This is a genomic window from Bartonella sp. WD16.2 (assembly GCF_002022505.1).
Lineage (GTDB): Bacteria > Pseudomonadota > Alphaproteobacteria > Rhizobiales > Rhizobiaceae > Bartonella.
On record NZ_CP019781.1, the window covers coordinates 605,221 to 616,814 of the forward strand.

14 protein-coding genes are annotated in these 11,594 nt (G+C 36.1%); 12 read left to right on the forward strand and 2 right to left on the reverse strand.

Annotated features, from left to right (window positions below):
• Positions 1-38: 38 nt before the first annotated feature.
• Positions 39-1,115 (forward strand): COX15/CtaA family protein, encoded by a 1,077-nt coding sequence (locus BWD162_RS02300; RefSeq protein ID WP_078705266.1) that lies wholly within the window; start codon positions 39-41, stop codon positions 1,113-1,115.
• 20 nt (positions 1,116-1,135) lie between these two features.
• On the opposite strand, the gene argC is transcribed toward BWD162_RS02300, so the two are convergent.
• Positions 1,136-2,071, reverse strand: a complete 936-nt coding sequence (gene argC, locus BWD162_RS02305; protein ID WP_078705267.1) for an N-acetyl-gamma-glutamyl-phosphate reductase — start codon at positions 2,069-2,071, stop codon at positions 1,136-1,138.
• A gap of 319 nt (positions 2,072-2,390) precedes the next feature.
• Between argC and glyA the strand changes: the two genes are divergently transcribed.
• The 6 genes from glyA (at position 2,391) to nusB (ending at position 6,917) form a co-directional block, all read left to right on the forward strand.
• The gene (gene glyA / locus BWD162_RS02310; protein ID WP_078705268.1) at positions 2,391-3,704 is read left to right on the forward strand and encodes a serine hydroxymethyltransferase; all 1,314 of its coding nucleotides are present in this window, start codon (positions 2,391-2,393) and stop codon (positions 3,702-3,704) included.
• Positions 3,705-3,716: 12 nt separating this feature from the next.
• Entirely contained in the window at positions 3,717-4,199 is a 483-nt protein-coding gene (gene nrdR / locus BWD162_RS02315) for a transcriptional regulator NrdR (protein WP_078705269.1), read from the forward strand.
• Positions 4,192-5,316, forward strand: a complete 1,125-nt coding sequence (gene ribD / locus BWD162_RS02320) for a bifunctional diaminohydroxyphosphoribosylaminopyrimidine deaminase/5-amino-6-(5-phosphoribosylamino)uracil reductase RibD (protein ID WP_078705270.1) — start codon at positions 4,192-4,194, stop codon at positions 5,314-5,316. The genes nrdR and ribD overlap by 8 nt, the downstream gene beginning before the upstream one ends.
• On the forward strand, positions 5,298-5,915 hold the full coding sequence (locus BWD162_RS02325; RefSeq protein ID WP_078706119.1) for a riboflavin synthase: 618 nt from the start codon (positions 5,298-5,300) through the stop codon (positions 5,913-5,915). Before ribD ends, BWD162_RS02325 begins: the two co-directional genes overlap by 19 nt.
• A gap of 64 nt (positions 5,916-5,979) precedes the next feature.
• Positions 5,980-6,438 (forward strand): 6,7-dimethyl-8-ribityllumazine synthase, encoded by a 459-nt coding sequence (locus BWD162_RS02330; RefSeq protein WP_078705271.1) that lies wholly within the window; start codon positions 5,980-5,982, stop codon positions 6,436-6,438.
• Between the two features lie 2 nt (positions 6,439-6,440).
• On the forward strand, positions 6,441-6,917 hold the full coding sequence (nusB, locus tag BWD162_RS02335; RefSeq protein ID WP_078705272.1) for a transcription antitermination factor NusB: 477 nt from the start codon (positions 6,441-6,443) through the stop codon (positions 6,915-6,917).
• 64 nt (positions 6,918-6,981) lie between these two features.
• Here the strand turns inward: nusB and BWD162_RS02340 are convergent, their stop codons facing one another.
• Positions 6,982-7,455 carry an outer membrane protein assembly factor BamE gene (locus BWD162_RS02340; RefSeq protein WP_078705273.1) on the reverse strand — a complete coding sequence of 158 codons (474 nt, stop codon included), beginning with the start codon at positions 7,453-7,455 and terminating at the stop codon, positions 6,982-6,984.
• A 215-nt stretch (positions 7,456-7,670) separates the two neighbouring features.
• Here BWD162_RS02340 and BWD162_RS02345 point away from each other — a divergent pair, with 215 nt between their 5' ends.
• The 5 genes from BWD162_RS02345 to BWD162_RS02365 all read left to right on the forward strand — a co-directional run bounded on the left by BWD162_RS02345 (position 7,671) and on the right by BWD162_RS02365 (position 11,571).
• Entirely contained in the window at positions 7,671-8,228 is a 558-nt protein-coding gene (locus tag BWD162_RS02345; protein WP_078705274.1) for a YceD family protein, read from the forward strand.
• Between the two features lie 135 nt (positions 8,229-8,363).
• Positions 8,364-9,392, forward strand: a complete 1,029-nt coding sequence (plsX, locus tag BWD162_RS02350) for a phosphate acyltransferase PlsX (RefSeq protein ID WP_078705275.1) — start codon at positions 8,364-8,366, stop codon at positions 9,390-9,392.
• Between the two features lie 93 nt (positions 9,393-9,485).
• Positions 9,486-10,460, forward strand: coding sequence for a beta-ketoacyl-ACP synthase III (locus BWD162_RS02355; RefSeq protein WP_078705276.1), 975 nt, complete (start codon positions 9,486-9,488; stop codon positions 10,458-10,460).
• 75 nt (positions 10,461-10,535) lie between these two features.
• Entirely contained in the window at positions 10,536-10,847 is a 312-nt protein-coding gene (locus BWD162_RS02360; RefSeq protein WP_078705277.1) for an integration host factor subunit alpha, read from the forward strand.
• A gap of 205 nt (positions 10,848-11,052) precedes the next feature.
• Positions 11,053-11,571, forward strand: coding sequence for a MerR family transcriptional regulator (locus tag BWD162_RS02365; protein ID WP_078705278.1), 519 nt, complete (start codon positions 11,053-11,055; stop codon positions 11,569-11,571).
• Positions 11,572-11,594 lie beyond the last annotated feature (23 nt).

The following is an 11,594-nucleotide window of genomic DNA, read 5'->3' on the forward strand; positions in this document are numbered from 1 at the left end:
AAATTTTGCAGTTGAAGACAAACTAAAGGAAACCCAAAATGGCAATAAAGAAATTGAATGATGTAGCTTTGACATCGCTGCAAAAACAAAATCGAAAACAGCTTCAAGTGTGGCTTTATGCCATTTTATTACTTTGTTTGGCAATTGTTTTAGTGGGAGGAGCTACCCGTTTGACGGGGTCGGGGTTATCGATAACTGAATGGAAGCCAATTCATGGTATAATTCCACCAATTGGTATAGATGAGTGGCAAGAAGAATTTCTGAAATATCAACAAATAGCACAATATAAGTTGCTTAATCGCGATATGACATTAAGTGCATTTAAGGTTATTTTCTGGTGGGAGTGGGGGCACCGTGTTCTTGGTCGTCTTGTTGGTCTTGTAGCTTTATTAGGCTTGATTTGGTTTTGGATTACCAAACGTATTGAAAAAGGTATTTTGCGCCAACTTATTGTTGTGCCAATTCTTATTGCTATTCAAGGTGTTATTGGTTGGTGGATGGTGGCATCAGGGCTTGGTCAAAGCAATCTGACAAGTGTCAGTCAATATCGTTTGGCAATTCATCTCATGGCAGCATGTTTTGTTATTGTTTTTGTCGCTTATTTATCTCGAGGTCTTACAGAATGCACAGAAAAACCAGCAACACAGGCGGTTCAACGTTTTGCTGGTTGGCTTGTTTTTCTTGTTTTAATTGAGATTTATTTTGGTGCTTTAGTAGCAGGTCTTCATGCAGGTAAAGTCTATAATACATGGCCATTGATGGATGGTCAGATTATTCCTGACGGTTTACTAAATTATGATCCAATTTGGCTTAATTTATTTGAAAATCCTTTGACAGTTCAATTTGTTCATCGTTGTTTTGCTTATTTTTTATTTATTATAGCGCTTGTTCACGCTTTCTATGTACGAAAAAACATTCCACATTCAGCTCATGCTCGTCGTGCGTTTTTTTTATGCATTGCCATAGTTGTTCAAGCGCTTTTTGGCATTGTTACCTTATTAAATGAAGTACCCCTAGGTTGGGGAGTTCTTCATCAAGGTGTTGCGTTAGTTATATTGTATTTTTCAGTTGTGCATTGGCGAGCAACAAAGGGAGCATATCGCGTTATTGAATAAAGATCTGCAATCAGAAAAAGTTAGTTATTTGCAAGCATTAAATCAAGATTTTGAATAGCAGCCGCGGATGCGCCTTTCCCAAGGTTATCTAATATGGCACATAGGTTGAAAATACCTTCATTGTCATTGCCAAAGACAAAAAGTTTCATACCGTCTTTATGCGCTAAGCATTCTGGATTTAATTTAGTAAGTGTTTCAGTTTCTTCTTGCGATGCGACTGAGATAATATCTTGGCCATTATAATGAGCGTTGAGAATTTCACGCAGATTGGAACAGTTAGCTGATTTTGCAAATAAATGACGATGGAGTGGGAGATTTACGATCATTCCTTGGGGAAAACAGCCAACACTTGGTATAAAAATAGGTGTTTGGCTGATCTGCCCATGAAATTTAATCTCTGGTACATGTTTATGTTTGAAATTAAGACCATAAGTAAAGTAATTTTCTCGAAGAGCGTCTTCTTGAGATTGGTTTTCCATCTGTGCAATTAATTGTTTACCTCCACCCGTGTAACCAGATATAGCATTAATTGATACTGGGTAATGAGCGTCTAGTAAGCCTACTTCACGTAATGGTCGAATCAAACTAATTGCACCGGTCGGATAACATCCGGGGTTAGCAACATAGCGTGCTTCTTGGATACGTTTTTTTTGTCCTTTTGTCATTTCAGGAAAGCCGTAGACCCAATCTGGTGCGATACGATGTGCTGTTGAACTATCAATAATTCTAACTTTTTTATTATTTTTGAGCAGTTCTACTGTTTGGCTTGCAGCATCATCTGGAAGACATAAAATAGCAATATCGGTTTGATTAAGATACTCTTGGCGCACATCAATTTTATGCCTATCTGCATAAGGAATAGAAAGTAATTCTAAATCATAGCGCTCTGCTAGTCGCTTTTGTATTTGCAGTCCAGTTGTTCCATGCTCACCATCAATAAAGATTTTTGTTACCATTATATTTACCTTGAACTGATGTTTTCTGTCATATTAAGCTTGTAATATCGTATTCAGCTTAAATAATTTGAGCATTTATAAGACTACAATCTGTCTTGCTTGCATGAAAGATGTCGTAATAAAGGGAATTTTCTAAAAAGCCTAACATTTATTTTGCACCATTTATTTTTGTGTGGCTAGAATTTTATTGCTTAAATAGCAAAAGAATAAGATAGATATTATAGTGTTTGCAGTTTTTGAATTAAAATGGTTCAAAATATTTGGTCTGTGATATGTACTATGTTACTTTTTATTTTGTTTTAATGTTAGGGCATGCTTTATGACTAAGAAAGCAAGTGATCTACAAAAGTGTTTTTTTAATAGTAATTTACAAACTGTTGATTCTACAGTTTTTGATGCAATCAATGGTGAGCTTAAACGTCAGCATCATGAGATTGAGCTAATTGCATCAGAAAATATTGTTTCAAAAGCGGTTCTTGAAGCTCAAGGATCAGTTTTGACCAATAAGTATGCAGAAGGTTATCCAGGAAAGCGTTACTATGGTGGTTGTCATTTTGTAGATTTAATTGAAGAATTGGCAATTGAACGAGCAAAAAAACTTTTTGGTGCTGCTTTTGCAAATGTTCAGCCCAATTCTGGTAGCCAAATGAATCAAGCTGTATTTTTAGCTTTGCTTCAGCCTGGTGACACATTTATGGGGTTGGATTTAAATTCTGGTGGTCATCTTACGCATGGCTCTCCTGTTAATATGTCAGGAAAATGGTTTAATGTTGTCTCATATGGTGTGCGTCAAGAAGATCAGCTTCTTGATATGGAGGATATTAAACGCCTTGCAAAAAAGCATAAGCCAAAGCTTATTTTAGCAGGTGGAACGGCTTATTCACGTATATGGGATTGGAAACGGTTTCGTGAAATTGCCGATGAGATTGGGGCTTATTTAATGGTTGATATGGCTCATATTGCAGGTTTAATTGCTGGTGATGTCCATCCTTCACCTGTACCATATGCTCATGTTGTTACCACTACAACGCATAAATCACTACGTGGCCCTCGTGGTGGTATGATACTAACCAATGATGAAACTTTAGCTAAAAAGATTGATTCAGCTGTTTTTCCTGGTTTGCAAGGTGGTCCTTTAATGCATGTGATTGCTGCTAAGGCAGTTGCATTGGGAGAGGCTTTACGACCTGCTTTCAAAGATTATATTACCAATGTGGTTGCTAACGCTAAAACTTTAGTAAAACGTTTACAAAATAATGGTTTTAATATTGTTTCTGGTGGTACAGACAATCATTTATTGTTGGTTGACTTGCGTTCTAAAAATTTAACAGGAAAATGTGCAGAGTTGGCTTTAGGACGTGCTGGTATTATTTGTAATAAAAATAGTATTCCTTTTGATCCTCAAAAACCATTTGTAACCTCAGGTATTCGTTTGGGTACACCTGCAGCAACAACACGTGGCTTTGCAGAAAATGAATTTATCCAAATTGGTGACTTCATTTCAGAAGTTCTTGATGGTCTTAAAACAGTAGAAAGTGTTGAAGATAATGCTTCCATTGAAAAGACTGTTAAAAAAAAGGTAAGAGATATGACAGACAATTTTCCTCTTTATTCTCATTTGAGTACTTGTTGAGGTGCGAAAAAGATGCGTTGCCCTTACTGTCAATGTGAAGATACACAAGTTAAGGATTCACGTCCTGCAGAAGAGGGCGCTGTAATTCGTCGTCGACGTGTGTGTTCCGTTTGTGGTGGTCGTTTTACAACCTTTGAGCGTATTCAGTTACGTGAATTGTCAGTTTTCAAAAAGAGTGGTCGGCGTGAACCATTTAACCGTGATAAATTAATAAGATCAGTTAATGTGGCGGTGCGTAAGCGTAATATTGATCCTGATCACATTGAACAAGCAATTTCAGGTATTGTACGTCAGCTTGAGAATTTAGGGGAACCTGAGATTGCTTCAGAAAAAATTGGACATCTTGTAATGGAATGGTTAAAAAGCATTGATGATATTGCTTATATTCGTTTTGCTTCCGTGTATCGCGATTTTCGTAATGCAACTGATTTTCATGATATTATAAATGAGCTTTCAAAAGATGTGGCGGATATAAAATCTTATTTTGATGAGTAAAGAAGTACAAGATAACCGCTTTATGGCTGCAGCTATTCGTTTAGCAGAACGTCACATTGGACTTACCGGCCAAAATCCATCTGTTGGTGCATTAATTGTCCGAGATGATAATATAAAAACACCCATCGTCGGCTATGGTGTAACAGCCATTCATGGAAGACCCCACGCTGAAGTACAAGCTTTACTCATGGCAGGACCATTATCCAATAACGCTACCGCTTACATTACTTTAGAACCTTGTCCACATTATGGTGAAACTTCACCGTGTGTAAGTGCACTTATTGATTCAGGTATTTCGCGGGTTGTTGTCGCACTTACTGATCCAGATGAACGGGTTTGTGGTCGTGGTATTGCTCTTTTACGTGCAGCTGGCATTGAAGTCGTTGAGGGAGTTCTAGCTAGAGAGGCTTTTGAAACGTTAAGTGCTTATTTATGCGTAAAAAAACTGCAGCGGTGTGAAGTGACTTTTAAAATGGCAATTTCTGCAGATAATGGTATAGGAAAAAAAAGGAAGGGGAGAGTAGAAATTAGTGGAGTACAAGCTCATACATATACCCATATTCTGCGTGCTCAAAATGATGCTATTATGGTTGGTATTGGCACTATATTAGCAGATAATCCGCAATTAAGTTGCCGTTTGCCTGGGCTTGAAATGCGCTCACCTATACGTATTATTTTAGACCCAGATTTACGTATTCCACTTAATGCAAAGGTTATACAAACAGCGACAGAAATTCCTACATGGATTATTTGTAATGCAACTCTTACAGAAAAAAGCAAAAAAGTGTCACTGGAACAGTGTGGTGTATGTGTATTTTCAATAGAAATGAGTGATCATTTGATGCAGCCTTTTGCTATTTTACAACTGCTTTGTCAGCATGGAATCAATAGTCTTTTGCTTGAAGGAGGAGCAAAGACAGGAGAAAAATTTTTAAATGCTGGTTGTGTGGATCAGTTAATATGTTTTCATGCACCAATTATTTTAGGTGCAGATCGTATTGATGCTCCCCATTTTGCAACTTATCTTTCAGAATTTAATGAAATTGAGACGAAAATGTTAGGAAATGATCGTTTATGCAAATGGAGGAGCAAAACATTGTGTTCACAGGGATTGTAACGGATATCGGTTGTGTTGAAGATATACAATCTTTAAAGCAAGGAGTACGCTTGAGTATTTCTACACATTATGATGTAGAGACTATAGAAATTGGTGCGTCAATTGCATGCTCAGGCATTTGTCTAACCGTTATTGAACGTGAGCTAAAACAAATGAATGCTAATTGCTTTGTTGTAGAAGCATGGAAAGAAGCGTTGTGTTTGACTAATCTTTCTCAATGGACAAAAGGGACTTTTGTTAATTTGGAACGTTCATTGCGGTTTGGTGATGAGATAGGTGGACATTTTGTTTCTGGCCACGTTGATGGTTTGGCTGAGATCGTTGATCAAAAAAATGAAGGTGATGCAATTCGTTTTTATTTAAAAACTTCAGTACGTTTGGCACCTTTTATTGCAGAAAAAGGTTCTGTTGCGCTTAATGGTACATCTCTAACCGTTAATTGTGTTGAAGATAATATTTTTGATATTCTTATTATTCGCCATACACTTGAAGTGACAACATGGGGGCAGGCTAAAGTCGGGGATCAAGTGAATTTAGAAGTTGACCAACTTGCTCGTTATGTTGCCAGGCTTTCTGATTTTAAAATGAAAGATAAGTAAACTGAAAATATTGTATTGTTTTGAAATTTGATGGTTATGTAATCTTTAAAATAGGTGTTTTGTTGTGACAAAAAAAATAGATAAAAAGTCGCATTTATTAATTGTTGAAGCACGTTTTTACGATAAAATCTCTAATGAACTTCTTGCAGGTGCGGTGAATGTTTTGCAAAAAGCTGAAGTAAGCTATGATGTTGTGACGGTTCCAGGGGCACTAGAAATACCCGGTGCAATAGCTTTTGCTGAAAAAAACAATAAGGTATCTTATGATGGCTATATAGCGCTTGGTTGTGTTATTCGGGGTGATACATATCATTTTGAAATTGTTGCTGATAATTCTTGTAGAGCATTAATGGATTTAACTCTTCATAGGCAATTGGCTATTGGAAATGGTATTTTGACTGTTGAAAATGAAGAACAAGCATGGGCACGTGCTAAACAGAGTGAAAAGAATAAAGGTGGTTTTGCTGCTGAAGTTGCTTTGTGTATGATTGCTCTCAAGAAGAAATTTGGAGATAATCATTAAATATGGCTGATATAAAAAGCAAACATTCTTCGCATTTGGCTAATAAACGCGGAGTAGCGAGGCTTGCTGCGGTGCAGGCACTATATCAAATGGATATAGTTGGCATTAGTGTTACGGAAATAGCAGCAGAATATAAAGCTTATCGTTTAGGAAAAGATATTGATGGTGATCAATATCTTGATGCTGATTTTCAGTGGTTTCGAGCTGTTATAGCTGGTGTTGTACAAGATCAAAAACAACTTGATCCTATGCTTCAGCAAAAACTTTCTGAAGAATGGTCACTTTCACGTCTTGATTCGATTTTACGTGCAATTTTGCGTGCAGGTTTATGGGAGTTAATGAATCACAAGGATATACCTACTGCAGTTATTGTAAGTGAATATATTGATGTAGCAAAAGCGTTTTTTGAAGGTGATGAACCAAAGCTTGTTAATGCAATTCTTGATAGAATAGCAAAAGAAATCCGCCAGCAAAGATAATAAAATAAAATTCTAGTATTACTAGATTTTATAAACGTCATTAAAATTACAAGTAGGTAGTTGATTAACGTGGAGTATTTGCAGAGCCTTTGACAATTTGGATTAAAAAAGATTGATCACTACCACCTGTTGGTGTTGTTTGAGTGATAAAATCGAATACTTGACCATCTTGTAGACCATAATTAGCTACCTTTGCGACCTGACCATTTTTATTGAAATAAATAGCCAAGACTTTACGGTCAATAATTTTGGTTTTCATAAATCGCATTTTACGATACCGAGTTTGTGAAATATAGTAGAAAACCTCGTTATCATATTTTGTTTTTAGTGAAGGAGTTCCTAGAGCTAAAAGAACTTGCTCCTGACTTGATCCAATGGAAACAGAATCAAGAGCATTTTGATCGAGAACATAACCTTCCTTATAGGTTTGGCTTGAAGTTAAAGAATGAATTGAACTACATCCAGTAAACGCCGCCATACTTACTATAAATAGACTAATCAATAATTTATGTTTGATTAAATTTACCAAGTGAGGCATCTGAATGACATCTCCATTTACACGTAAGCATAGGTGAAAAAGTAACCCGCGATTTTTTCGACTTTTAGCTTAATTCAGTATAATCTGCAATAGCTTACAGCGAATTTCCTCTGTTATAAAATCAGTAATTTTATAGAAAACTGCTTTAAAAATTATAAAATATGTTGCTTAAACGAAGTCACAATATACTACATTTTTTTATTTTGGAGTTATCAATGAGTGTTAAAAATGTTTCTCAAATGATGTTTGCTCTGACTTATCCAGTATCAGTACGCTCATTGTCTGCTAAGGGTATAAAAATTCGTATTTGCGCAGATCAGCAAGAATGCGCACATTTAGCCAAGAATCATGATTTACTTGAAGTAAAATCTTGTGAGGGAGAATTCCATGTTTTACCGTGGAAAAAGCGTGGGGTATATGTGAAAGGTTTGCTGCAGGCACATATAGTACAATCATGCGTTATTACATTGGAGCCATTGGAAAATATTCTCCACGAAAATATTGAAATTACGTTTATTCCTGAGGATTCAAATTTGGTTAAACCAAAGGTGTCAAAGGACACAAGGGAATTGCTTTTAGATGCAGATGGACCAGATATACCGGAAGTTTTTTATGGCGATAAAGTTGATATAGGTGCAGTTATGGAAGAATTTTTTGAATTATCAATTAATCATTATCCACGTAAAGAAGATGAGAATATGAGTTTAGTTAAAAATTTAGAAGAAATTGAGCAAAAAATATCACCATTTTCTGTTTTGAAAGGATGGAAATGATTATAAATATATAAAAAACATCTGCTGTATGACTAAAGTGACAGTATTTCTGTAAGCCTGTTATGGTGATAATTTTTGTAGTTTGTTAAATAATGAGAAATTTCAAGTGTAAATTTAAATATAGGATGTGCAGGTGTGATTAGAATTTCTGTAGATGTCATGGGTGGCGATTATGGCCCAGAGGTTACTATTGAAGGGGCAGCAGTTGCGCAAAAACATTTGCCAAATATTCATTTTTTGTTTTATGGGGTAGAAGAGGTTGTTAAGCCAATTTTAAAAAAATATCCTCATTTGGTTGCAGCGTCGCAGTTTTATAATACAGAAAGTTATACACGTATGGATGAGAAGCCAAGTCAGGCACTTCGCATTGGGCGTGGTAAATCATCAATGTGGCATGCGATTGAAGCTGTAAAAAATGGCGAAGCTGATGCTTGTGTCTCTGCTGGCAATACTGGTGCACTTATGGCAATGTCTCATTTTTGTTTAAAAATGATGGCAGAATCTAACCGTCCTGGCATTGCTGGTATTTGGCCAACTCTTCGTGGGGAGAGTATTGTGCTGGATATTGGTGCAACAATTGGTGCATCTGCTGATCAATTGGTTGATTTAGCGGTTATGGGTGCTGGTATGTTTCGTACTTTATATAATGTTAAAAAACCAAGCGTTGGGCTTTTGAATGTAGGTGTTGAAGAGGTAAAAGGCTTAGATGAAATCAAAAAAGCCGGAATGATATTGCGTGAAGTACAATTAGAAGGGTTAGAGTATAAAGGATTTATTGAAGGTAATGACATTGGAAAAGGGGTAGTCGATGTGGTTGTCATTGAGGGGTTTTCTGGTAATATTGCCTTAAAAGTTGCAGAAGGAACTGCACGGCAAATAGCCGGGCTTTTAAATATTGTTATGCGCCGTTCTGTTTTTTCACGTCTTGGATACGTTTTGTCTCAAGGTGCTTTTCGTCAGCTGAAACAGAAAATAGATCCTGATCGGATTAATGGTGGTGTGCTTTTAGGTTTAAATGGTATTGTTATAAAAAGTCATGGGGGTGTTAATGCTGGTGGTTTTGCTTCTGCTATTCGCATTGGTTATGAAATGGTAAATAACGGACTTTTGAAAAAAATAATTGAAGATTTACAATATTTTCATGAAAATAAAATGACTCTTTGAAAATGATGAAGGTAGAGCTGTTAATTAATATGCAAACAATATGATCGTATTCGTAGTAGAGATAAGAAATTCTAAGAGAGGGTGAGGACTGTTATGATTCGGTCAGTTATATGTGGTGTAGGAAGTGCTTTACCAAAGAAAAGTTTATCAAATAATGAGATTACCAAGTTTGTTGAAACGTCTGATTCGTGGATTGTTCAACGTACGGGAATTCGCCAACGTTATATTGCTGATACAAATGAAACGACTGTTTCTTTAGGAGTAGCAGCTGCACAAGCTGCACTTAAAAATTCAGGTATGACAATAAAAGATATTGATTGTATTATTTTAGCTACTTCAACACCTAACCATACTTTTCCTGCTTCTGCTGTTGAAATTCAACATGCTTTGGGAATGAAGCATGGGTTTGCTTTTGATATTCAGGCTGTTTGTTCTGGTTTTATTTTTGCATTGACAACAGGAGATGTATATTTACGTTGTGGAGCAGCAAAAAGAATCTTAGTAATTGGATCTGAAACATTTTCTCGGATTTTAGATTGGCAAGATCGTACGACATGTGTTTTATTTGGTGATGGTGCGGGTGCAGCTGTTTTGGAAGCGCAAGAAGTTGAAGGCAATATTGTTGTTGATTGCGGTATATTGTCTACAAAATTGCGTTCTAATGGTGCGTATGTAGATAAATTGTATGTTGATGGTGGTCCTTCAACAACACAAACAACAGGTTATTTACGTATGAAAGGGCGAGAAGTTTTTAAACATGCAGTTGGTATGATAACTGATGTGATTGATGATTGTTTTGCAGCTGTTAATATGAGTTCTTCTCAGCTAGATTGGTTTGTACCTCATCAGGCTAATAAACGTATTATCGAAGCGTCAGCTAAAAAATTAGGGATTACATTAGATAAAGTTGTGATGACCGTTGATCAACATGGTAATACATCTGCAGCATCAGTACCATTAGCTTTAACAACTGCTGTTCAAGATGGAAGAATTAAAAAAGGAGATCTCATTATGTTAGAGGCTATGGGGGGAGGATTTACCTGGGGGGCGATTCTTGTTCGTTGGTAAATTATAGCGGCTTGACCATATTTGAATAAAACGTATAAATCGCTTTGTAACTTTGAATTTTAATAGGTGGTTATGATGACAGGTAAGACAGTGACACGTGCAGATTTGGCTAGTGTGGTTTGTAGGAAAGTAGGCTTGTCACATACTGAATCGTCAGCTTTGGTTGAGTCTATTTTAGATGAAATTTGCAATTCACTTGTAAAAGGTGAAGTGGTTAAATTATCTTCTTTTGCAACTTTTCAAGTTCGCAATAAAAGTAAACGAATTGGACGCAATCCAAAAACAGGTATTGAAGCACCTATTCCACCACGGCGTGTGGTAACTTTTAAAGCTGCGAATATACTTAAAAAAAGAATTTTAGATGCACATCGTGCAAGGCAGAAGTAAAATTTCATACCAAATAGCGATATTTTAAAATGTCTGATGTTTGATAAAGAAATTTATATGGGTAATTTTTTGCTATTTGGGTAACAAGTTTTATATTAAAATGTAATTGAGAATAATTCTTATTTTCGATCAATCGTAGCAAGAGATTTGAACTAATTTAGTTATTATAAAATCATTAGTACAATATTTAATAAGGTATTGCAAAATGGACAAGAGCCCTGATGCTTTTCGAACAATTAGTGAAGTAGCAGAATTACTGGAGCTACCACAGCATGTGTTAAGATTTTGGGAAACACGTTTTGTTCAGATTAAGCCATTAAAGCGTGGTGGTGGAAGGCGTTACTATCGTCCTGTTGATATTGATTTGCTCAACGGTATTAAACAACTACTTTATGGTAAAGGTTATACTATAAAGGGCGTGCAACGCCTTTTAAAAGAAAATGGTACTTCTTTTGTTATTGCATTTGGTAATAGCGATCTTAATGACATGAATGTTATAATAGAAAAAGAATGTGCAGAACAAACATCTGAATCTACCAAAATTAATGAATCCACTAAGAGTAAGTCAAAAAAGGCAGCGTTTGGACTTTTAGGGTTTATGAAGGGTGAAGAGGAATTTGTTGGTGCTGTTAAGAGCCATCAAGACAAGACTGATAAAACATTATTACAGGAAACGCTATTTGAATTGATTGAATGTAAGCGTATGCTTGATAGAGCACGATAAGTAGTAAACTATTTTGAATTTAG

Coding starts and splice junctions, on each gene's coding strand:
- nrdR (WP_078705269.1), top strand. CDS start 3,717: ATGCGTTGCCCTTACTGTCAATGTGAAGATACACAAGTTAAGGATTCA.
- glyA (WP_078705268.1), top strand. CDS start 2,391: ATGACTAAGAAAGCAAGTGATCTACAAAAGTGTTTTTTTAATAGTAAT.
- ribD (WP_078705270.1), top strand. CDS start 4,192: ATGAGTAAAGAAGTACAAGATAACCGCTTTATGGCTGCAGCTATTCGT.
- nusB (WP_078705272.1), top strand. CDS start 6,441: ATGGCTGATATAAAAAGCAAACATTCTTCGCATTTGGCTAATAAACGC.
- BWD162_RS02345 (WP_078705274.1), top strand. CDS start 7,671: ATGAGTGTTAAAAATGTTTCTCAAATGATGTTTGCTCTGACTTATCCA.
- BWD162_RS02360 (WP_078705277.1), top strand. CDS start 10,536: ATGACAGGTAAGACAGTGACACGTGCAGATTTGGCTAGTGTGGTTTGT.
- BWD162_RS02365 (WP_078705278.1), top strand. CDS start 11,053: ATGGACAAGAGCCCTGATGCTTTTCGAACAATTAGTGAAGTAGCAGAA.
- BWD162_RS02355 (WP_078705276.1), top strand. CDS start 9,486: ATGATTCGGTCAGTTATATGTGGTGTAGGAAGTGCTTTACCAAAGAAA.
- BWD162_RS02300 (WP_078705266.1), top strand. CDS start 39: ATGGCAATAAAGAAATTGAATGATGTAGCTTTGACATCGCTGCAAAAA.
- BWD162_RS02340 (WP_078705273.1), bottom strand. CDS start 7,455: ATGCCTCACTTGGTAAATTTAATCAAACATAAATTATTGATTAGTCTA.
- argC (WP_078705267.1), bottom strand. CDS start 2,071: ATGGTAACAAAAATCTTTATTGATGGTGAGCATGGAACAACTGGACTG.